The sequence below is a fragment of the Lacinutrix cladophorae genome, assembly GCF_053604645.1.
The window spans coordinates 67,731-88,874 of the sequence record NZ_JBSHNR010000121.1 but is presented as its reverse complement, the minus strand read 5'-3'; the positions used below and the strand labels follow the sequence as shown (position 1 = coordinate 88,874).

At 31.1% G+C, this 21,144-nt stretch carries 21 protein-coding genes and 1 tRNA gene; 13 read left to right on the top strand and 9 right to left on the bottom strand.

The genetic code is table 11. The annotated features are described in order from the left end of the window. Positions 1–89: 89 nt before the first annotated feature. The 5 genes from ACVC3Y_RS13430 to ACVC3Y_RS13410 form a co-directional block, all read right to left on the bottom strand. Positions 90–1,250, bottom strand: a complete 1,161-nt coding sequence (locus ACVC3Y_RS13430) for a metal ABC transporter permease (protein ID WP_303421666.1) — start codon at positions 1,248–1,250, stop codon at positions 90–92. Beyond that, positions 1,243–2,370 (bottom strand): metal ABC transporter permease, encoded by a 1,128-nt coding sequence (locus ACVC3Y_RS13425; protein WP_303421668.1) that lies wholly within the window; start codon positions 2,368–2,370, stop codon positions 1,243–1,245. The genes ACVC3Y_RS13430 and ACVC3Y_RS13425 overlap by 8 nt, the downstream gene beginning before the upstream one ends. Positions 2,371–2,581: 211 nt before the next feature. Continuing rightward, a complete protein-coding gene (locus ACVC3Y_RS13420) occupies positions 2,582–3,355 on the bottom strand; it encodes a metal ABC transporter ATP-binding protein (protein ID WP_303421670.1) in 774 nt (257 codons plus the stop codon). A gap of 265 nt (positions 3,356–3,620) precedes the next feature. Then, the gene (locus ACVC3Y_RS13415) at positions 3,621–4,532 is read right to left on the bottom strand and encodes a metal ABC transporter solute-binding protein, Zn/Mn family (RefSeq protein ID WP_303421672.1); all 912 of its coding nucleotides are present in this window, start codon (positions 4,530–4,532) and stop codon (positions 3,621–3,623) included. A 40-nt stretch (positions 4,533–4,572) separates the two neighbouring features. Beyond that, the gene (locus ACVC3Y_RS13410; RefSeq protein WP_452227172.1) at positions 4,573–6,828 is read right to left on the bottom strand and encodes a TonB-dependent receptor; all 2,256 of its coding nucleotides are present in this window, start codon (positions 6,826–6,828) and stop codon (positions 4,573–4,575) included. Positions 6,829–6,927: 99 nt separating this feature from the next. On the opposite strand from ACVC3Y_RS13410, the gene ACVC3Y_RS13405 reads away from it, so the two are divergent. The 3 genes from ACVC3Y_RS13405 to ACVC3Y_RS13395 are packed head-to-tail and all read left to right on the top strand — an operon-like array spanning position 6,928 to position 8,067. Further along, positions 6,928–7,584, top strand: a complete 657-nt coding sequence (locus tag ACVC3Y_RS13405) for a metal-dependent transcriptional regulator (protein ID WP_303421676.1) — start codon at positions 6,928–6,930, stop codon at positions 7,582–7,584. 56 nt (positions 7,585–7,640) lie between these two features. Next, positions 7,641–7,919 carry a hypothetical protein gene (locus ACVC3Y_RS13400; RefSeq protein ID WP_452227171.1) on the top strand — a complete coding sequence of 93 codons (279 nt, stop codon included), beginning with the start codon at positions 7,641–7,643 and terminating at the stop codon, positions 7,917–7,919. After that, complete coding sequence (locus ACVC3Y_RS13395; protein ID WP_452227170.1) at positions 7,876–8,067, top strand: hypothetical protein; 192 nt, start codon at positions 7,876–7,878, stop codon at positions 8,065–8,067. The genes ACVC3Y_RS13400 and ACVC3Y_RS13395 overlap by 44 nt, the downstream gene beginning before the upstream one ends. On the opposite strand, the gene ACVC3Y_RS13390 is transcribed toward ACVC3Y_RS13395, so the two are convergent. The 4 genes from ACVC3Y_RS13390 to ACVC3Y_RS13375 form a co-directional block, all read right to left on the bottom strand. Next, positions 8,064–8,195: a FeoB-associated Cys-rich membrane protein gene (locus tag ACVC3Y_RS13390; RefSeq protein ID WP_452227169.1), complete on the bottom strand. Its 132-nt coding sequence runs from the start codon at positions 8,193–8,195 to the stop codon at positions 8,064–8,066. The two genes, ACVC3Y_RS13395 and ACVC3Y_RS13390, sit on opposite strands and share 4 nt — an antisense overlap. Before the next feature lie 44 nt (positions 8,196–8,239). After that, positions 8,240–10,339 (bottom strand): ferrous iron transport protein B, encoded by a 2,100-nt coding sequence (feoB, locus tag ACVC3Y_RS13385; RefSeq protein ID WP_303421680.1) that lies wholly within the window; start codon positions 10,337–10,339, stop codon positions 8,240–8,242. Beyond that, complete coding sequence (locus tag ACVC3Y_RS13380; RefSeq protein WP_303421681.1) at positions 10,332–10,568, bottom strand: FeoA family protein; 237 nt, start codon at positions 10,566–10,568, stop codon at positions 10,332–10,334. The genes feoB and ACVC3Y_RS13380 overlap by 8 nt, the downstream gene beginning before the upstream one ends. 73 nt (positions 10,569–10,641) lie before the next feature. Further along, positions 10,642–11,313: an SCO family protein gene (locus ACVC3Y_RS13375; RefSeq protein WP_452227168.1), complete on the bottom strand. Its 672-nt coding sequence runs from the start codon at positions 11,311–11,313 to the stop codon at positions 10,642–10,644. A 112-nt stretch (positions 11,314–11,425) separates the two neighbouring features. Between ACVC3Y_RS13375 and ACVC3Y_RS13370 the strand changes: the two genes are divergently transcribed. From ACVC3Y_RS13370 to ACVC3Y_RS13325, 10 genes are all read left to right on the top strand, one after another. Then, positions 11,426–13,366, top strand: a complete 1,941-nt coding sequence (locus ACVC3Y_RS13370; protein WP_452227167.1) for a M1 family aminopeptidase — start codon at positions 11,426–11,428, stop codon at positions 13,364–13,366. Between the two features lie 72 nt (positions 13,367–13,438). Continuing rightward, positions 13,439–14,779 carry an RIP metalloprotease RseP gene (gene rseP / locus ACVC3Y_RS13365; protein WP_303421685.1) on the top strand — a complete coding sequence of 447 codons (1,341 nt, stop codon included), beginning with the start codon at positions 13,439–13,441 and terminating at the stop codon, positions 14,777–14,779. A gap of 164 nt (positions 14,780–14,943) precedes the next feature. Further along, positions 14,944–15,020, top strand: a tRNA-Asn gene (locus ACVC3Y_RS13360). 249 nt (positions 15,021–15,269) lie between these two features. Beyond that, entirely contained in the window at positions 15,270–15,590 is a 321-nt protein-coding gene (locus tag ACVC3Y_RS13355; RefSeq protein ID WP_303421687.1) for a hypothetical protein, read from the top strand. A gap of 134 nt (positions 15,591–15,724) precedes the next feature. Further along, positions 15,725–16,138, top strand: a complete 414-nt coding sequence (locus ACVC3Y_RS13350; protein ID WP_452227166.1) for a response regulator — start codon at positions 15,725–15,727, stop codon at positions 16,136–16,138. A 4-nt stretch (positions 16,139–16,142) separates the two neighbouring features. Further along, entirely contained in the window at positions 16,143–16,682 is a 540-nt protein-coding gene (locus ACVC3Y_RS13345; RefSeq protein ID WP_303421691.1) for a heme NO-binding domain-containing protein, read from the top strand. Further along, positions 16,682–18,640: a PAS domain-containing sensor histidine kinase gene (locus ACVC3Y_RS13340; protein WP_452227165.1), complete on the top strand. Its 1,959-nt coding sequence runs from the start codon at positions 16,682–16,684 to the stop codon at positions 18,638–18,640. Before ACVC3Y_RS13345 ends, ACVC3Y_RS13340 begins: the two co-directional genes overlap by 1 nt. A gap of 2 nt (positions 18,641–18,642) precedes the next feature. Further along, positions 18,643–19,776, top strand: a complete 1,134-nt coding sequence (locus tag ACVC3Y_RS13335; protein ID WP_303421695.1) for an FIST signal transduction protein — start codon at positions 18,643–18,645, stop codon at positions 19,774–19,776. After that, complete coding sequence (locus ACVC3Y_RS13330; protein WP_452227164.1) at positions 19,776–20,840, top strand: sensor histidine kinase; 1,065 nt, start codon at positions 19,776–19,778, stop codon at positions 20,838–20,840. The genes ACVC3Y_RS13335 and ACVC3Y_RS13330 overlap by 1 nt, the downstream gene beginning before the upstream one ends. Continuing rightward, a complete protein-coding gene (locus ACVC3Y_RS13325) occupies positions 20,827–21,144 on the top strand; it encodes an Hpt domain-containing protein (RefSeq protein ID WP_452227163.1) in 318 nt (105 codons plus the stop codon). The genes ACVC3Y_RS13330 and ACVC3Y_RS13325 overlap by 14 nt, the downstream gene beginning before the upstream one ends.

The window sequence follows — 21,144 nt, the reverse complement described above, 5'->3', positions numbered from 1 at the left end:
GATTGTTATTTAGATATGCAAAAGTCGGAAAATATATATAAAACTTTCAGGGTATAACATCTTTTTAAACTTTAGTTAATTGATTTTTATTACCCTCTAAACAAAAAGAAATCTTCTTTCATATCTTCAATTTGTGCATCTTCATTGGTGATGATATAATCGATAGCTTTAGAGGTGAAAGTGTCTCCTTTTTCAGTTAAAGAAACAATGTTTTTATTAAAAACAATCATATTGTTTTTAAGGGCTAAATCTAAAACGGTTTTAGCTCTCACTTTTTGCCAATTAATATGTTCTTGCAAATGGTTTACATGGCGTTCCCGTTCTTCGGTATGGTTTTTTAAATGCAATAAAAAAGTAAGTAAAGATACTTCGGTACGTTGTTGTTTTTCTCTATACATAACAGCAATAATTCCTTTGCTGGGAGCAAATAAAAAGACTATTAGAAAGATAAAGCCTAACATAGTGGTTATAGAACCAGCAATAGATGCATCTAACCAGTGTGCAAACCAATATCCTGAAATAGCACTTAGCACACCAAAACCAATAGCAAGACCAAGCATTTTCTTTAAATCTGTAGTCAACAAATATGCCGTTGCAGCAGGAGCAATCATTAAGGCAACCACTAAAATGGCGCCAACAGCATCAAAAGCACCAACTGTTGTTACCGATGCTACTGACATTAAGCCATAATGAATAATTGCTGGTGAAAACCCTAAAGAAGCAGCCAAACCTTTATCGAAAGTGCTTAATTTTAGTTCTTTAAAAAAAGCGAGTAGTAAGCCAATAGTTGTTATTAAAATAGAGCCAATAATCCAAAGGGATTTCGGACCAACATCTGTTCCGCCAATAAATAACCGATCGAAAGGAGCAAAGGCTAATTCGCCAAGTAAAACAGCATCGACATCTAAATGCACGTCATTCGCGTTTTTTGCAATTAAAATAACACCAATACTAAACAGCGCAGGAAAAACTAAGCCAATGGCCGTGTCTTCTTTTACCAAACCTGTTTTCTGAATATATTCTACTAAAACCACAGTAATAATTCCGGTAAACGCAGCTAGTAATATTAGTAACGGAGAGTTTAAATCTTGTGTTATAAAGAACCCAATTACAATTCCTGGTAAGATGGAATGACTAATAGCATCACTAATCATAGCCATTTTTCTTAATACAAGAAAGGTTCCCGGAATCGCGCAAGCAATAGCTACTAAGCTTGCAATAAGTTGTATTTCTATTTGCGCACTATTCATCTTCTGTAGATTGTTTGGTGTATAAATTGGCTGCAGTTTCAAAACCTAAATCGGTTAAACTCCACATCGAACCATCAATAGTTGCATAATTTTTCTCCACTAGTTTCTGAAGCGTTTTCTTTGTAAAACCTTGAAAGTTATTTAATAATTTAATGGCATGCGGATGCGAAATATTTTCATGTGTTTCTGCTATATGATACATAAACGCTAAAGTTTTATGTAACTCTAAATCCCGTCTATTTTTAATAAAACGAATTTGTTTAAAAAGCAATCCTCTACTTGGTGAAAAGATAAAAGAAAATACTACAAAAACAGCAGCGACTAATACAATTACTGGTCCTGTAGAAAGATTGTTTTGGCTGGCGCTAATTGCTGTACCAAAGACACCAGAAAATGCACCAAAAATGGCAGCAAGAAAAACCATTGTACTAAGACTATTGGTCCATTGTCTTGCAGCAGCAGCAGGAGCAAGTAGCATAGCACTCATTAAAACAACACCAACGGTTTGCAAGCCTAATACAATTGCTAAAACAATAAAACTAGTAATTAAAACATCTATAAATCTGGTGTTAAACCCTAAGGTTTTGGTGTAATCTGCATCAAACAATAGTATTTTAAATTCTTTCCAAAATAGTAAGAGTACTAATAGGCAAACTCCTGTAACAATAGCCATTAACCAAACATCACTTTCTACAAGTGTTGCTGCTTGTCCGAATAAATACTTATCTAAACCAGCTTGGTTTGCATTTGGTTGTTTTTGTATGAAAGTAAGTAGTAACATACCAAAACCAAAAAAGAGTGATAAAATTAAACCTAAAGCAGTATCACTTTTTAAATGTGTTTTTGTGATTATTCCTCGAATCCAGAAGGTGCCAATAAGACCACTAACCAAAGCACCAATTAATAATGTATTTGTGTCTTTTGCTCCAGTTATTAAAAAAGCGATTGCAATTCCAGGTAAAGCAGCATGCGAAATGGCATCACCAAGAAGACTTTGTTTTCTTAGTACAGCAAAACTACCAAGCATGCCTGTAACTGCTCCTAAAATTGCAGTTCCAAGTGTGATGGTTCTTAGCGTGTAGTCTGTAAAAACTAGTTTTATGTATTCTGTTATGTCCATAATACCCGTTAAAGCAGAAATCTCTTCCTTGATTCGTGAATTGTTTTTGTTTTGTTATTCTGCGTAAAGACGCATAATCTATTTTATTGTCATCCTGAATCCAGTTCAGGATGACCATTCATTTATATTTTTTATTGCTAAACTTCTAAAGAAATTTGTGGCAATCTGTTCTTTTTTTACTTTTTAAGATTCCTGCCTTCGCAGGAGTTTATTACTCTTGAATACTTACTTTATAATTAATTCCATAGGTCTTGGTTAAATTATCATCGTTAAAAATATCTTTAACAGGACCTGTAGCAATTTTCTTCACATTTAAAAAAGTAACCCAATCAAAATATTCTGGAACGGTTTGTAAATCGTGATGTACTACAATAACTGTTTTACCAGCTTTTCGTAATTCTTTTAAAATATTAATAATTGCAATTTCAGTTGTTGCATCCACTCCTTGAAAAGGTTCATCCATAAAATAAATGGATGCGTTTTGTACTAAAGCCCTGGCTAAAAATATTCGTTGTTGTTGCCCTCCAGAAAGCTGACTAATTTGTCTACTTTTAAAGGCAAGCATTCCAACTTTTTCTAAAGCTTCTAAAGCTGCTTTTTTTTCTTTTTGCTTAGGTCTTTTAATCCAGCCTAAACTTCCGTAAGTTCCCATCATAACAACGTCTAAGGCTGTCGTTGGGAAGTCCCAATCTACACTTCCTTTTTGTGGCACGTAGGCAACTAATTTACGTTGTTTGTCATATGGTTTACCATAAATTGAAACGCTTCCTGCAATTGGTTTTAAGATGCCTAAAATAGATTTTATAAGTGTAGATTTTCCAGCGCCATTTGGACCAACAATTGCCATAAGAACACCTTCTGGAATTTCTAAATCAATATCCCAAAGTACAGGTTTGTAGTTGTATGCAACGGTTAAATCGTCAACTTTTACTGCTAATACTCCTGAATAGGTAGGAGTCTCTTTATTTTGTGATTGTTCTTTCATAATTTTATTTCTGTTCATTTTGCCTTGATGCAAAACGAACCAAAAGATCACGATCAAAATTAGGAAATTGCTAAAGCAACATTCACTATCAGAACTTCGTGCTTGAAGCTTTGCTTCGCATCTTTGTTCTTTCGCTCATTATTTCTGAATTTTGATGTTTTCCGACTGTGTCGGAATTTCAAGTTCCATTTATATTTTTGTTTTAAGTATTATAATTTGTTTTTAACCAAGTACGCACTGCAAATTGCTACTCAATACTGCCTACTTACTTTAAAGCATTTACAATAGTATTTACATTATATTCAAACATGCCAATGTAAGTTCCTTCTGCGGTTCCATCATTTCCTAAGGCATCCGAATACAGTGTTCCGCCAATAACAACTTCATGATTTTTAGAGTTTACAGCTGCTTGTAGCGCTTCAATAGTACGTTTAGGTACAGAGCTTTCTACAAAAACAGCCTTCACTTTTTTATTTATTATAAATGTAGCTAATTTTTGTACATCTTGAACACCAGCTTCTGTTGCAGTAGATAACCCTTGCAAACCAACCACTTCAAAATCATAATTTTTCCCGAAATAATTAAATGCATCATGCGCTGTTACTAGAATTCTTTTTTCTTTTGGAAGCGTTTTAATTGTTGCTTTAATCTTCGTTTCTAGCGTTTCTAATTTTGCTAGATATTGCTTTTCATTTTCTTTGTAATTTAAGCTGTTTGCAGGATCTTTTTCCGATAACACTTGAGTTACTTTTTTAGTGAATTGTTTAAAGTATTCAATATTAAACCAAACGTGTGGGTCGTAATTAGAAGCAAAATAATCGGAACCAATCAAGGTGCTTTTATCAATAACTTCCGCTAAAGCGATAGGGGTTTTGGTTTTACTTCCCATTTTTTCAAAAACTTCTACTAGTTTTCCTTCTAAATGTAAACCATTATAAAAAATAATATCTGCGTTTACTAGTTTTGTAACATCACCTTCACTGGCTTTATATAAATGTGGGTCTACTCCAGAACCCATTAAACCTTGCGTGTTTACATATTCACCGCCAACATTTTTAACCAGATCTGTTATCATGGTCGTGGTGGTTACTATGTTGAGTTTTCCGTTTTCTTTAGTCTCTTTTTTACAAGCGGTTAAACTAAAAGTAATGGCTAAGAAGAACATTATTTTTTTCATATATCTAAATATTTATTGCGAAAGTACTAAAAATGAGCGATTAATTTAATTTATATCTTACACCAAAAAACAATCGAATACCTTGGTTTGGACCATAAACATACGATGGGTCAAAGGTTAGTGCATATGGATTGTCTGTGGTTGCAATGACATCTCCATTAGTGTTAAATGCTACATTTTCGTCAAAAGGATCGTTTGCTCTTGCTATTACAAACGGATTTCCTTTGTTGGGTGTCCAGTTTAAAAGATTTTTAACACCTCCATATATTTCTAAATTATCTATTCCATCATGAGTAAGCTGAATGTTTTGTATGCTCCAAGTTGGAGAGTATTCTTGTCTTGGGTCTAAATCTCCTAGTAATGGTAATCGCATTGGCCCATAAATGTTACCTGTATAATCTAAAGTAAGATTCGTTGGGTAGTTTTTATAACTAAAAGACCATACGCCAGAATATTTTTCTGTGAGTATTTGATCTATTCGCTCACCATTTTTCGTTTGTGAAACCTCTTGATACGTAGCGCCAATAGACGCTTTTATTCCATTTTTTATAACAGCATCTATATTGATACTAAGTCCTTTTGATGTAGAATAACCATCTAGATTGTCATATATAATCTGATTTGGATTGGTATCATAATCTGGAATGATAGCATTTGTAAAATAGGTATACCAAGCAGAAGTGTCTAAAGTAAAATACATCCCGTTTTTTAAGTATAATTTTTTAAGATAATTAAGTGTAACATTATAGGATTCTTCCGGATTTAGTTCCTCTTTTATAATCACCTCTCTTGCTCCAGTAAGTGCTGCATGTTCTTCGGTAAATAGATTAACAACTCTAAAGCCTGTTCCAGCATTTAACCGAATGATATCACTATCTGTTGGTTTGTATTTGTAAGCGATTCTTGGTGTGAAAATAGTACCATGTCTAGTATCATAATCAAAACGCAGACCTAATAACAAACTTTGTTTTTTATTAAAAGCTATTTCATCTTGAACAAATAAAGATGGAATAGTCACTTTGTCTGCATTTGGAGTTGCTGTGGTATTATCATTATAATAATTGTAACGAAATGCAGCGCCAAAAAGCAGATCGTTTTTACTTATTTTTTTATCCCAAATAAATTGGCCAAACCCAATACGTTGTTGCGCTAAATAAGGCGTGTCTCCATACACTGAGTTTTGATCGTGATCGGAATAGGAGAATTGAAAATTCACTTTTTCTTTAAAGGGTAATTCATAGTTGCCTAAAATTTCAAATCGAGAGGTATAAATACTTTCACCATAAACTTCATTACCTCCTCTATCTGCTTTAGTCCATTGTAGCTCTCCTCCCCAACGATCTTCATAAAAGTAACGACCAGCAAGAGCTAGTTTTTTGTTATTTGCTCTTTTAAAATCCCATTTTTGGAAAATAGAAATACGATCTTGTAATGTTAGATCGGTAAAATTATCTTTGTTATTATCCACAGGATTGTCGTATTTAAAATAATTAGTACCAAATAAAACCGTTGCTTTTTCACCTACATTTGCTTTAAAACCAGCGTCTATATTTACTTCACCCCAACCTGTAACAAATCCATCTGCAAAGAATCTTGGCGCATTTTCAGGTAATTTGGTGATAACATTAATTAAACCGCCTACAGCTTCGCTTCCATATAGTGAGGAAGCCGGTCCTTTAACCACTTCTATTTGTTCTATTAATGAATTTGGAATTCCAGACAAACCATAAACGGTAGACAGGCCACTTACAATTGGCATACCATCAATTAAAACTAGAGTGTAAGGTCCTTCTAAACCATTAATATGAATATCCCCAGTATTACAAACATTACAATTTAATTGTGGTCTAACTCCATTTACATTTTGTAGTGCTTCAAAAATATTTGGTGTTGGATTTTTTTTCAAAAATGTTGGGGAATATACTTCTACAGGAACAGGACTCTCTAATCTAGAAACTGCTTTTAATGTGCCTGTTATTATGATTTCTTCTAAATCGTCATTTTCATTTAAATGGAAGTTTATATAAACAGTTTTGTCTGAAATATGAATCGTTTTTTTTTGTGTTTTATACCCAGTAAATGAAGCTATTATTGTATAGTTTCCTTTCTCTAAATTTTTAATTAAAAAATGACCATTTTCATCGGTTGTGCTTCCTTTTGTGGTGTTTTCAATATAAATATTAGCAAATGAAAGTGGTTCTCCGTTTGATATAACTTTTCCTTCCACATTATAAATGCTTTGTGCAACTATAGTAGAACCGTAAAATAGTATAACTATGAAATAAATTAGTTTCATGTAGAATTATTTTTAATCAAATATAAAATAAAATTTAGACTAGTCTAAAAATATTTTAAGAAATATATCTTTTCTATATTTGTAAGAGATAATAATACTATGATTACATTAACAGAAGAAAATTATATAAAAGCAATTTATCATCTTGGAAGCAATGGTGATACATCCGTAAATACAAATGCTATAGCTGAAGTCATGCAGACTAAAGCTTCTTCGGTTACAGATATGATTAAAAAATTGTCGGAAAAAAATTATGCAGATTATAAAAAATACCAAGGAGTCACATTAACAGAAGCGGGAAGGGTTGTAGCTGTAAATATTATTAGGAAACATCGACTTTGGGAAGTTTTTTTAGTTGAAAAATTGAATTTTTCTTGGGATGAAGTTCATGAAGTTGCAGAACACTTAGAGCACATTAAGTCAGAGAAGCTGATTAATCAGTTAGATGCTTTTTTAGAATTTCCGAAGCATGATCCTCATGGAGATCCAATTCCTGATAAAGAAGGAAATTTTCAGCATATAGAAAAGATTATTCTAGCTAAAGCCGAAGTTGGTTCTACATATAAATGTGTTGGAGTAGATGATGATTCTTCTAGTTTTTTAAAATATTTAGATAGTAATAAAATTGCTTTAGGCACAATAATAACCATTAAACATAGGGAGCCTTATGATAATTCTATAAAAATTGCATTAGAAAATACAGAAATTGTTGTTTCTCAAAATGTAGCTAAGAATTTATATTTAAAGAAGGTTTAAAAGAAAACAAAATATTTTGGCACGATTTAGGATTATAAGCTACTAATAACTACACTATGAAGTACGTATCATTTATTATTCTATTATTTGCTGCATCTGCTCTTTTTGCTCAAGATTCTACAAAAACAAATACTGTAATACCGCCAAAAATTGTGACTAAACTTAATTTTGGTGAAGATTTACAAGTTAATGATATACGTTTAAAGTTTGTAGAAGTAGTTCAAGATTCTCGCTGTCCTAAAGCGGTTCAATGCATTTGGGAAGGAGAAGTAATTATTTTGGTAGATGTTTATGAGCACAATAAAAAAGTGGTACAAAAAAAAATTAGTTTTTAATGCAAGAAGTACTTTTAATAATGAAATAGGTAATTTATTTACTTCAGATGTTTTAAATATTTCGGGTATTAAAGTAATGCCATATCCTGTTGCTAATAATAAAATTTTGAAAGAAGATTATTATGTACAACTAGATGTAAGTAATTAATGACAACCGCAATCGTCTGTTCCGCAGGCTTTTTTAGCTTTCTTTTTATAAAAAAACTTCTTAATAATAAATGCTAATGCAAGTAAAACAGAAGAAAAAGCTAGTATATTTTGAATGATCGTATTCATAATTAATTGGTCGAAATCTTTCTTCTAAATTTACAAAAAAAGGATTACTTTAAAAACTGATAAGCAATTAATGCTGCTATATACGCAATAATGGTCATTATTATTAATTGTAAGGTTGGCCATTTCCAAGAATTGGTTTCTCTTTTAACAATAGCTAAAGTGCTCATACACTGCATGGCAAAAGCATAAAATAAAAGTAGTGAAATACCCGAGGCTAAGGTAAATAATGGTCCGCCAGTAATTGGGTTGACTTCTTTAGCCATTCTGTTTTTAATGGTTTCTTCCTCATCACTACCAACACTATAAATGGTTGCTAATGTGCCAACAAAAACTTCACGAGCAGCAAAACTACTCACAATAGCAATACCTATTTTCCAGTCGTAACCTAGAGGCCTAATAACAGGTTCAATAGCTCTTCCTGTAATACCAATAAAAGAGTGTTCTAGTTTATGAGAAGCCACTTTTTGGTCTAACTCTTCTTCAGATAAATTTTGCGAAGCATATTCTGTTTTTACAATTTCTTCGGCATTATTAAAGTTTTTCCCTGGTCCGTAAGAAGCTAAAAACCATAATATAATTGAGATTGCTAAAATTATTTTTCCAGCTCCAAATACAAATGATTTTGTTTTTTCTAAAACCGTTAAAGCAACATTCTTAATCAGCGGAAGCTTATAGTTTGGCATTTCTACTACAAAGAAACTTTTGTTCTTAATTTTTAGTATTTTATTTAAAATATATGCAGAAAAAATTGCTGTTCCAAATCCTATTAAATACAAAAGCATTAAAGTTAGCGCTTGGTAGCTTAAACCAAGAAAACGACCTTCGGGAATCACTAAAGCAATAATAATTAAATATACAGGAAGCCTAGCAGCGCAGGTAGTAAAAGGGGTCACTAAAATGGTAATTAATCGTTCTTTCCAGCTTTCAATATTTCTTGTAGCCATAATTGCAGGAATTGCACATGCGGTACCAGAAATTAACGGTACAACGCTTTTTCCGCTAAGGCCAAAGCGTCTCATAATTCTGTCCATTAAAAAGACTACACGACTCATGTAGCCACTTTCTTCTAAAAGGGCGATAAATAGAAATAAGAATGCAATTTGAGGAATAAAAATAACAACACCACCAAGTCCGGGAATTATTCCTTCGGCAATTAAATTGGTAAAAGCACCTTTAGGTAATGCGTTTTTTGTCCATTCACTTAACGAAGCAAAAGCAGAATCTATTAAATCCATTGGTATGCTAGACCAGTCATAAATAGCTTGAAAAATAGTTAATAAAATGAAAGCAAAAATGACATAACCCCAAACTTTATGGGTTAATATTTTGTCAAATTTTGCACGTAAACCTTTAGCTTGACTAGCGTCTATAGTTTGTCCTTTTTTAAGAACATTATTAATAAACTGATATCTTTTTATGGTTTCTTTTTGCTGTAATTTTTTTAAGTTGCTTGAAGATTTAGTTTTAAAACTAGAAATAGCTTCCATTTCTTTTCTTTCTAGTTTTCCAAAATTTACATCCTGTGTAATAACTAGCCAAAGTTTGTATAAGAGTTGGTTTGGAAAAGTATTACGGAGTCTATCAAAATATTCCTTGTCAATTTCAGAAGCATGAAGACAAGGGGTAACAGATAAATCTTTATAGTCTGTAATTAGTTTTTTTAAGGAGTCTATACCTTCGCTTTTACGCGTGCTTATTAATGCTATTTTTGTTTTTAGTTGTTCTTCTAAATATTCAATGTCTAACGAAATACCTTTATATTTCATTCTGTCAGACATATTAATAACTAGAATACAAGGGATTTCTAAATCTTTTATTTGAGTAAAAAGGAGTAAGTTTCTTTTTAAATTTTCAACATCACTTACAACAATCGCAACATCTGGATAATCCTTATCGTTTTTATTTAAAAGCAGTTCTATAACGACATTCTCATCTAAAGAAGAAGCGTTTAAACTATAGGTTCCAGGTAAATCTATAATATGGGCTTTTACACCACGAGGTAGTTTGCAAATACCTTCTTTTTTTTCAACCGTAATTCCAGGATAGTTTCCAACTTTTTGGTTTAAACCAGTAAGGGCATTAAACACGGAGGTTTTTCCGGTATTTGGGTTTCCAATAAGTGCAACATTTATTTGTTTACTCATGGATAATTTTTTCGATTAATATATGACTTGCAGTTTCTTTTCTAATCGCTAAATGTGTTCCATTTATATTTAAATACATTGGGTCTTGAAAAGGAGCAACCTGCAGAAGCTCTACCGTATTACCAGGCAGACAACCCATTTCTAAAAGTTTTAATGGTATATGTATAGATGAAACATCCGTTATAATACCTTGTTCTCCTCGTTTAAGATGTGCTATTGTTATTTGCAAGCTTATTTAGATTGATTTTAAAGAAGCAAATGTACTATAAAAGTAGTTGCTAAAAAAATAGTTGCTTAATAAACTATTTATATTCTTTTTTTAACGTTTTAATGTCTTCCAAAATACGTTCTACATCTTCTGTTTTTGTGCCATCATAAAAGCCTCTAATTTGACGCTTTTTGTCAATAAGCATAAAGTTTTCAGTGTGTACCATATCAAAAGGACCTCCGTCACCTGCGTCTTTAACTGCTAGATAACTTTTTCTTGCAAGCGCGTAAATTTGTTTTTTATCTCCAGTTACTAAGTTCCATTTTTCATCATTTACACCTTTTTTTAAAGCGTAACGTTTTAATTGTGCAACACTATCTATTTTAGGTGTAACCGAATGTGAAAGCAACATCACTTCGTCATCATTTAAAATCTCTTTTTGAATTTGATACATGTTATCTGTCATTAACGGACAAATGGTTTGGCAAGTGGTAAAAAAGAAGTCGGCTACGTAAATTTTGTCTTTATAATCTTCCTGCGTTATTGTTTTTCCATTTTGATTAGTAAGGCTAAAATCTGCTATTTTATGATATTTCTTTTTATACTGAATTGTGCTATCAACTAATTCGGCATTAACCAAAGCAGGTTGATAGACAGGGAGAACTCTGTCTACTTTTAAAATACTGTAGAAAATAGAAATAATAATAATGGATAAAATCCCTAAAACAATAGCAAAATATTTGTAGTCTTTAAAAAATGAAAGCATGAAAAAAAATTTTGTATACAAAATTACAATTTATTTCATCTTGAGCTAGTAATAAAGGTTACATTAAATACAACTAAATATTGTAACTTTAATGTTTAAAAATGATATTGAAATGAAAAATTATTTTTTATTGATCCTATTATTATCTACCATTTTTTCTTTTGGGCAAACCTATGATGACGAATTAAATACTCTGGTTGAAGCAGAAGCTAAATCTGCATCCAATAGAATTTATAACCAAAGAGTTAATTTAAATACAGGGAATTACGATGTTACTTATCATCAATTAGAATTTACTATAGACCCAAGTATTACAGGTATTTCGGGAGTTGTAACTACACATTTTATGGCTAAAGAAAACATGACAGAAGTAACTTTTGATTTAGCAGATAATATGATCGTATCTCAAGTTTTACAAAACGGAAATACACTGTCATTTACTCAAAATACAGACGATGAGCTTGTAATAGTCTTAGCGCAAACCTTAAATACTGGGCAAACAGGGATTGTAGAGATTAGTTATTCTGGAAACCCAATAAGTTCTGGTTTTGGTTCTTTTGCTCAAACCACTCATAATAGTGATCCAATAATTTGGACATTATCGGAACCTTATGGAGCTAAAGGGTGGTGGCCTTGTAAACAAGATTTAAATGATAAAATTGAAAGTATAGACGTATATATTACAACGCCGCAATTTAATTCGCAAGGAGAAGAATATATTGCAGTTAGTAATGGTGTAGAACAAAGTCAAACCGTAAATGGCACTAATAAAACGACACATTATAAGCATGAATTTCCTATTCCAGCGTATTTAATTGCTATTGCAGCTACTAATTATGAAGTCTATTCTCACACGGTTGCAAATAATGGGAATCCTTTCGAAATTGTAAATTATGTATATCCAGAAAGTCTAACATTGGCACAAGCTAGTACAGAAGTAACTGTAGATATTATGGAATTGTTTTCTGAGAAATTTGAGGAATATCCTTACGCTTCCGAAAAATATGGACACGCTCAATTTGGTTGGGGAGGAGGTATGGAACATACTACCGTTTCTTTTATGGGAAGTTTTAGTAGAAATTTAATAGCTCACGAATTAGCTCACCAATGGTTTGGAGATAAAATTACTTGTGGTAGCTGGAAAGATATTTGGTTAAATGAAGGCTTTGCTACCTATTTGTCTGGACTAGTAATTGAAGATTTTGACGGAGAAGCAAGCTTTACTAGTTGGAAACAAGGACGCGTTAGTTCTATAACATCTCAAACAGATGGAGCGGTGTATTTAACAGACAGTGACACTACAAGTGTTAGTAGGATTTTTAATAGTAGATTAAGTTACAATAAAGGATCCATGGTTTTGCACATGCTTAGAAAGAAAGTTGGAGATGCTAATTTTTATCAAGGAATGCAAGACTATTTAAGCGATACTAATTTAGCTTTCGATTATGCGAAAACTCCAGATTATATTTCTAAAATGGAAACTGTTAGTGGGGAAGATTTAACCGAGTTTTTTAACGATTGGGTATACAATCAAGGATATCCAACATACACAATTAATGCGAGTTGGGTAGATGTAAATAGCCTTCAATTAGAAGTAAATCAAACCCAAAGTCATAGTTCTGTGACTTATTTTGAAGCACCTATTCCGTTAAGAATTATTGGAACAAATGGGGAAGAATTAAATATCATTTTAAATAATACTTATGAAGGAGAAACTTTTGTTGAAACTGTAAGTTTTGAAATTAGTGAAATTCTATTAGATCCAGATGTAGACCTAATTTCTAAAAATAATATGGTAACATTAAGTACCAATACTTATTATTTAAAGAATCAGTTATTCATGTATCCAAACCCAACAACAACAAGTATTAATTTTACAAAACCGGAAGGGTTAATAGTTAATACGATTCAAATTTATGACGTATTAGGGAAATTGGTTTTAGAGTCTAGCTATCAGGAAAGTATTGCTACAGAAACATTGTCGTCTGGAGTACATTTTGTAAAATTTTCCACAAATCAAGGTGTTTTTCATAAAAGGCTGTTAAAGGATTAAGCAATATATCTTTGCACTTTTTTTAGTTAGTATAAAAACGTACTTTTGCACGTTATAAACAAAACCCAATACATGACTGTATTTATAATTAAAGCCGCTCAGTTATTTTTGAGCCTTTCTATATTAGTAGTTTTACATGAGCTAGGACATTTTATTCCTGCAAAACTATTTAAAACCAAAGTGGAAAAGTTCTACTTATTTTTCGATATTAAATTCTCATTATTCAAGAAAAAAATTGGCGAAACCGTATATGGTATTGGTTGGTTGCCCCTTGGAGGTTATGTAAAAATAGCAGGAATGATAGATGAAAGTATGGATAAAGAGCAAATGGCTAAACCACCACAACCATGGGAGTTTCGCTCTAAGCCAACCTGGCAACGATTAATCATTATGTTAGGTGGTGTTTTTATGAACTTTGTACTGGCATTCTTCCTTTACATGGTAATACTATTTGTTTGGGGAACCGTTTATATCAATAAAGATGATGTAAAATATGGCTACGGAGTTAGTAAAACTATGGAGAACTATGGTTTTCAACAAGGAGATAAAATTGTTTCTGTAGATGGCGAACCAATTGAAGATTTAACAGAAGATGTTAGTAAATATCTAATGTTTAGAAATATTGAAACCATAAAAGTAGAACATACTAATGGTGCTATGGAAGATCTTGCTATACCAGAAGATATTGGTAAACAGCTTTTTGCAGCTGGAGATTTGCCAGCTTTCGAACCAAGATCCCCTTTTAAATTAGAAGGAGTAGAACCAGGTTTACCAGCAGAACAAGCGGGATTAAAGGCAGAAGATAAAATTGTAGCAGTTAATGGAAATCCGATTACTTATTTTTCAGATTTCACGTATCAATTAAAAAATAGTGCAACAAAAGATATTGTTTTACTAGTAGAACGTAATAATGAAGAAAAGGAATTTACGATAACACCAACCGAAGATAATAAGGTTGGTATTTCGGTAACCAGAACGGATCCAGATTTTATTAAAATTAACCAGAAAGAATACGCCATAGGAGAAAGTATTTCGGGAGGTATTAGTAAAGGTTATTGGGAGATAAAAGACTATTTAGCACAATTTCAATACATATTCACTAAAAAGGGAGCATCACAAATTGGAGGTTTTGCTGCTATAGGTCAAATGTTTCCTGCACAATGGAACTGGCAAGTATTTTGGAAAATGACAGCTTTCTTGTCTATCATGTTAGGTGTATTAAATTTATTACCAATTCCAGCACTAGATGGTGGTCATGTAATGTTTTTATTATATGAAATTGTTTCCGGAAGAAAACCAGGAGATAAATTCATGGAGTACGCGCAATTAGTTGGTTTTGTACTTCTTATAGGTTTGGTTTTGTTTGCAAACGGAAACGATGCATTTAAAGCGATTCAAGAGTGGTTAAAATAATTTTAATTATTTTTAATTTTGTATTTGTAGAAATTAAAAAATAATATATATTTGCACTCGCAAAAGTGATAAACTCATTTTTTTAGGAGTTAGTTCTCTAAAAAAAAATAATAGTTTTAGCAAAAGCGAAAAGTCAGAAAAAAGACTTTAAAAGAAAACGACACTCCTCTTTAGCTCAGTTGGTTAGAGCATCTGACTGTTAATCAGAGGGTCCTAAGTTCGAGTCTTAGAAGAGGAGCCAAATGGGTAAAAGCCTTTACAGCAATGTAAGGGCTTTTTTTATGGGGTAAAGTGAAATTTAAAACACTTTCTGTTATGTCGGCTATAATAAATCTCTTGCTATATTGTTTGTATATAGGTGTTTATGGTTTTATAAAGCCATTCGTCGACACTTGCTTCCCGCCCATCTATAGACATTGTTTGTTAAAAGAATATTTAATATAACAGGTTAGTCTTCGGTTAATTTTGTACCAGTTAATCCAAACAAACCATGTTAAAAACAGAAGTTCCCTCTTTATTATTTTTAAATAAAATAAGTAGAAAGTTATTTAAAAATGAAAAAAATAATACAGTCGAAAATAATACATATCCAATTAACATTGATGATGAAAAATATAGCTTAAAAACGATGGAAAAATATGCTTTAAATAAAAACATAAGAAACTTAGAGTTTATAAATCATTTAGAAATGAATTTACAAGACAAACAATTAAAAAATATGCCCCTTGAGTTTCTTACAGATTTAAAACAATTAAAAATACATTCTCAAAACAATCTATTAACAACACTTTATTCTATTAATAAAAAATAGATTTAGGTATTGTAAAAAACCATTGGTCGACACTTAAACGTTATTGGTCGACACTAAAATCGTTCTAATCGAATATAAAAAATAAAAACTCCTATTAAATCTAGCTTTGTTGTGTTAAATAAAAGACCCTCGTAATGTTAAAAAAACTTAAAATACTTCTTATTGAAGATGACATGATTGAAATAATGAAATTGAATAGAACGATTTCTACATTAAAATTAGATCATAAAATTATTGAAGCAAATAATGGAGAAGAAGCACTAGAAATTTTAGAGCAAAAAGATAACTTACCTGATGTTATTTTATTAGATTTAAATATGCCAAAAATAAATGGCATCGAGTTTTTAAGCATTTTAAAAAAAGATGATGTATTAAAATATATTCCTACCATAATTTTAACAACATCCAATAATCAAAAAGATTTATTAGAATGTTATAAGATAGGTGTTGCTGGTTATATTTTAAAGCCATTAAAATATGAGGATTATGTTAGTAAAATTGAAAAATTATTAGCATATTGGAGTATCAACGAGTTAATAGTAGTTTAAAAAAATGAAAGGAATAGTTTTTACCGAGTTTTTAGAATTAGTAGAAGATAAATTTGGATTAGAAATGGTCGATAATATTATCTCAAGTTCTACATTAGAATCTGAAGGCATTTATACAGCCGTAGGGACATATAGTTTTTCAGAAATGTTACAATTATTAGGGCATTTAAGCGAAAACACAGGTATATCAATAGACAACTTGTTATTGGTATATGCCGAACACTTTTTCAGTGTAATTGAAAAAAGTTATCCTGGACTCTTAGAAACATATAAAGACCCAATTGAAATGATTTCATCTATAGAAAATCATATTCATGTAGAAGTTAGAAAAATTTATCCAGATGCAGAATTGCCAACTTTTGAAGTTGTCGAAAAAACAGAAAACTCTTTAGTAATGATATATACTTCTAGCAGAGCTATGCATCACTTTGGCTTAGGTTTAATGAACAAAACTTTCGAACACTTTGGTTCAACTGCAAAAATAGATTTAGAAAAAATTAAAGAAGACGGAACAGAAGTGCGATTTGTTATTCATAAAAATTAATGAGTCAAGAGCAAGTAGAAATATTACAACGTGCTTTAAAAAGAGAAAAAGCGGCAAGAAAAGCAGCCGAAAAAATTCTTGAAGAAAAATCAAGAGAATTATACTTTACATCACAACGACTAGAGCAATTACTAGAAGAGAAATCTTCACAATTACAAGGTGTTTTTGAAAATATTGTAGATGCATATGTTGTTATGGATTTACAAGGAAATATCATAAAATTTAATGAAGCAGCAACTAAATTATTTGGTTACGATATTAGTAGAGAAGAAATAAACGTTGTAAATCTTATTTATAAAGAAGATTATCCATATGCAATATCTTCTTTTATGGAACTGCAAAATAAAGCCTATTTTAAAAATTACGAAGCTAGAGTGTACACTAAATCTAAAGAGGTTAAATGGGTACATATAAATGCTAGTTTAATTTTTGATAAAGAAAAAAAACCCGTTGCAGCACAAGGTATTGTTAGAGATATAACAGACCAAAAAGCATCCGAAGAAAAATTAATAGCATCCGAAAATAGATTAGCATCACTAGTTGTTAATCTAGACAGTGGTATCGTATTAGAAGACGAAAACCGTAACATTGTTCTTACAAATAATAAATTTTGTGACCTTTTTAATATTGAAGCAAAACCATCAGATCTAATAGGGATGGATTGCCAAGCTGCCTCCGAACAAAATAAAGTGCTATTTAAAAACCCAGACTCCTTTTTGCAAAGAATGCGAGTTATTGATGAAAATAAAAAAACAGTTTTAGGAGACGAACTAGAAATGTTAGATGGTAAAATACTCGAGAGAAACTATATTCCAATAATAACAGGTGATACCAGTAAAGGCTATTTATGGACATTTAAAGATGTCACCTTAAACAGAACTTATAGAAAAAGCCTTGAAGCTCAAAAACAAAAGTATTACAGCATTATTGCCAATATGAATTTAGGTTTGGTCGAAGTAAATAATAATGAAGAAATATTAATGGTAAACCAAAGCTTTGAGAAAATTTCTGGATTTAAACAGGAAGAAGTTTTAGGTAAAAATGCAAGAGAGCTTTTTGCAATAGACGGCTCTTCTGATGTTATTTTAAAAGAGAATGTTAAACGTCTTAAAGGAGAATCTAGCTCCTATGAAATTAAAGCCAGAAATAAAGCAGGTGAAATACTGTATTTATTAATAAGTGGAGCACCAAATTATAATATAGATGGAGAAGTAATAGGTTCTATTGGTATACATCTAGACATTACGGCAATTAAAAACTTAGAATTTCAAAAAGAAAAATTATTAAGTAAACTAGAAAAAAGTAACGACGAATTACAAGAGTACGCACATATTGTATCCCACGATCTAAAATCACCATTAAGAAGCATACATGCACTAGTTAGTTGGTTAAAAGAAGACAATCAAGGTAAATTTGACGATATAAGTATACAAAACATAGGGCTTATAGAAACTACATTAGAGAAAATGGAACAACTAATTACAGATGTTTTAAATTATTCTAGTGTAGGCGCAGAGACTTCCTTAAAAACAGAAGTCGATTTAAATAGTTTAGTAAACGAATTAGTATCGATTTTATACATTCCAGATCATATAGAAATTAAAAGTTTAAATACATTACCAAATATAATTGGGGATAGAACGAAACTTCAACAAGTATTTCAAAATTTAATTAGTAACTCTGTTAAGTTTATAGATAAAGAGCATGGAAGTATTATAATAGATGTAGAAGACTTAAAAAGTCATTATAAGTTTTCTATTAAAGATAATGGTATTGGTATTGAGAAAAAATATCATGATAAAATATTTAAGATATTTCATTCTCTAAAGAAAAGTAAAGATTCCTCAGGAATTGGCTTATCTATTGTTAAAAAAATTATCAACTTACATGAAGGAGAAATATGGTTAGATAGCGAACCAAATGTAGGTAGCACTTTCTATTTCACTTTAAAAAAATAAAAATGAAAACAGTACAACTAGTAAAAAATAAAAATAAAGATTGGGAATATGTTGTCGAAAAACAAGAGTTAAAAGAACCTTTAGTATTGGTTTTTGGTAACAGATATATGTTAGAAGACAAAGATGTTTACAAGGATATTAAACAATTATTTCCTGATGGACATATTGTTTTTGCATCTTCATGTGCCGAAATTTCATCGAACACAGTAAACCAAGAAAGTATAACTATTACTGCAATTGAGTTTGAAAAAAGCACTTTTCAAATACAGACAAGTAATGTTTTAAACAAAGATTTAGATAGTTATAAAACTGGTAACGATTTAATAAATCAGCTTTCGCAAGAAAACTTAAAATATGTACTAGTAGTTTCTGAAGGTAGTTTTATTAATGGTAGCCAACTTACCAAAGGTATGAGCGCATCAACATCTGATAATATAGTAATAACAGGTGGTTTATGTGGAGATGATGATAGATTTGAAAAAACATTAGCATCTTATAATGAAAATCCAAAAGAAGGGGAACTTGTAGCTATTGGTTTTTATGGAGATACCCTTGAAATTTCTTTCTCTATTCATGGTGGATGGACACCTTTTGGCCCAGAGCGAAGAGTAACAAAATCTAAAGGCAATACCTTGTTTGAATTAGATGGAAAACCAGCTCTTGACTTATATAAAAGTTACTTAGGAGATAAAGCAAAAGACTTACCAGGAGCAGCATTATTATATCCTTTAAATGTGAAGTCTACAGACGAAAAGCAATCTATTGTAAGATCTATTTTAAATATAAATGAAGAAGAGAATGCTGTAATTTTAGCAGGAGATATTAAAGAAAATTCTAAAGTTCAGCTTATGATGACTAATGTAGATCATATTGCAAATGCATCCGAACGTGCAGCAAGACAAGCATTAGAATACCGAACAAATAAACCAGAATTAGCCATATTAGTAAGTTGTATTGGCAGAAAATTAGTGCTAGACCAACGTGTAGAAGAAGAAATTGAAGAAGTAATAGAGGTTATAGGTAATGATACTGTAATTAGTGGTTTTTATTCCTATGGGGAGATAGCGCCTTTTCATGGTGAAGTAGCTTGCCAATTGCATAATCAAACCATGACCATAACGCTAATAAGCGAATAATGAATTCCCTTTTAAAAAGACAAATTCGTAAATATTTAAGTGAAGAGTTAAAAAACAATGAAAATTTAAAAACGTTTATTAACGCTGTAGATTTGTCGTATAATAATTTTGACGAACAATCTGCTATGATTCAAAGAGCAATGGCTATTAGCTCTGACGAATTATATACCGCTAACCGAAAATTACAAAAGGAAGCAGACGAACAAAAGGAAGTTATTAATAAACTTAAAAGTGTTATCGATACACTAAAATTTTATAATTTAAAAGAAGACGAAAAAGAAGAGAATGTCGAGTTAACTGGTTCTAATTTGGTAGATTTTATTGATAACCAAACTAAGGAGATTGTTCAAATGAACAAGCAAAAGCAATTTATGTTAAATGAACTTGCACATCAAAACCAAGAGCTTAGCGATTATGCACATATGGTATCTCACGATTTAAAATCACCACTTCGTAGTATAGATACATTAACCGCTTGGTTAGGACAGGATTATGAAGAAATATTTGATGAAAACGGAAAAAAAACATTAAAACTAATTCGAACAAATGTTGAAAAAATGGATACCCTAATTAGTGGTATTTTAGAATATTCAACCATAGGTAAAAACCGAATAGAAGTATACGATGTAGATTTAAATAATTTAATTGAAGACTTATTAAAAAGTATTCAAGTCCCAGACCATATTCATATTACAAAAACAGATTTACCTATAATTAAAGGTGATAAATATAGATTGAAACAACTGTTTCAAAACCTAATTGGCAATGCAATAAAGTATAATGATAAAGATCAAGGAACTGTTGCTATTGGTTTAGAAGATAAAAAGGAATACTGGCAATTTCACATAAAAGATAACGGAAAAGGTATTGACAAAACCTACTTTAACAAAATTTTTAAAACCTTTGAGAAATTAGAAAATAATCCAGATTCTTCCGGAATAGGATTGTCTATTGTTAAAAAAATTGTCGAATTGTATGGAGGAAAAATATGGCTAGAATCGCAAGTTCATATTGGAACCACATTTTATTTCACCCTTAAAAAATCCCCAAATGGAACAGCCTAATCAATCTTACATTAACAGCTTGTCTGGAGGTGATCAAGCATTTAAACAAAAACTAATAGATGTTATAAAAAAAGAGTTTCCAGAAGAGAAATTAGTGTATTTTAATAACTACAATGCTAAAAATTATAAGTTAGCAGCAGAAAATGTACATAAACTTAAACATAAAATTAGTATTTTAGGGCTCGAGAAAGGTTATGAAGTTGCAGTAGCATACGAAAATTGTTTGCTAGAAGGTTCTACAAACCATAAGGAAGCATTTGAAGCTATTTTAAACAGCATAACAATATATCTAGAAGAAATTTAA

Bases quoted from the DNA above. Each gene is read 5' to 3' on its own strand.
- rseP (WP_303421685.1), top strand. From the start codon at position 13,439: ATGACTGTATTTATAATTAAAGCCGCTCAGTTATTTTTGAGCCTTTCT.
- ACVC3Y_RS13330 (WP_452227164.1), top strand. From the start codon at position 19,776: ATGAATTCCCTTTTAAAAAGACAAATTCGTAAATATTTAAGTGAAGAG.
- ACVC3Y_RS13335 (WP_303421695.1), top strand. From the start codon at position 18,643: ATGAAAACAGTACAACTAGTAAAAAATAAAAATAAAGATTGGGAATAT.
- ACVC3Y_RS13325 (WP_452227163.1), top strand. From the start codon at position 20,827: ATGGAACAGCCTAATCAATCTTACATTAACAGCTTGTCTGGAGGTGAT.
- ACVC3Y_RS13425 (WP_303421668.1), bottom strand. From the start codon at position 2,370: ATGGACATAACAGAATACATAAAACTAGTTTTTACAGACTACACGCTA.
- ACVC3Y_RS13400 (WP_452227171.1), top strand. From the start codon at position 7,641: ATGAAGTACGTATCATTTATTATTCTATTATTTGCTGCATCTGCTCTT.
- ACVC3Y_RS13350 (WP_452227166.1), top strand. From the start codon at position 15,725: ATGTTAAAAAAACTTAAAATACTTCTTATTGAAGATGACATGATTGAA.
- ACVC3Y_RS13375 (WP_452227168.1), bottom strand. From the start codon at position 11,313: ATGCTTTCATTTTTTAAAGACTACAAATATTTTGCTATTGTTTTAGGG.
- ACVC3Y_RS13405 (WP_303421676.1), top strand. From the start codon at position 6,928: ATGATTACATTAACAGAAGAAAATTATATAAAAGCAATTTATCATCTT.
- ACVC3Y_RS13420 (WP_303421670.1), bottom strand. From the start codon at position 3,355: ATGAAAGAACAATCACAAAATAAAGAGACTCCTACCTATTCAGGAGTA.
- ACVC3Y_RS13370 (WP_452227167.1), top strand. From the start codon at position 11,426: ATGAAAAATTATTTTTTATTGATCCTATTATTATCTACCATTTTTTCT.
- ACVC3Y_RS13340 (WP_452227165.1), top strand. From the start codon at position 16,682: ATGAGTCAAGAGCAAGTAGAAATATTACAACGTGCTTTAAAAAGAGAA.
- ACVC3Y_RS13395 (WP_452227170.1), top strand. From the start codon at position 7,876: ATGAGCACAATAAAAAAGTGGTACAAAAAAAAATTAGTTTTTAATGCA.
- ACVC3Y_RS13410 (WP_452227172.1), bottom strand. From the start codon at position 6,828: ATGAAACTAATTTATTTCATAGTTATACTATTTTACGGTTCTACTATA.
- ACVC3Y_RS13355 (WP_303421687.1), top strand. From the start codon at position 15,270: ATGTTAAAAACAGAAGTTCCCTCTTTATTATTTTTAAATAAAATAAGT.
- feoB (WP_303421680.1), bottom strand. From the start codon at position 10,339: ATGAGTAAACAAATAAATGTTGCACTTATTGGAAACCCAAATACCGGA.
- ACVC3Y_RS13390 (WP_452227169.1), bottom strand. From the start codon at position 8,195: ATGAATACGATCATTCAAAATATACTAGCTTTTTCTTCTGTTTTACTT.
- ACVC3Y_RS13345 (WP_303421691.1), top strand. From the start codon at position 16,143: ATGAAAGGAATAGTTTTTACCGAGTTTTTAGAATTAGTAGAAGATAAA.
- ACVC3Y_RS13430 (WP_303421666.1), bottom strand. From the start codon at position 1,250: ATGAATAGTGCGCAAATAGAAATACAACTTATTGCAAGCTTAGTAGCT.
- ACVC3Y_RS13415 (WP_303421672.1), bottom strand. From the start codon at position 4,532: ATGAAAAAAATAATGTTCTTCTTAGCCATTACTTTTAGTTTAACCGCT.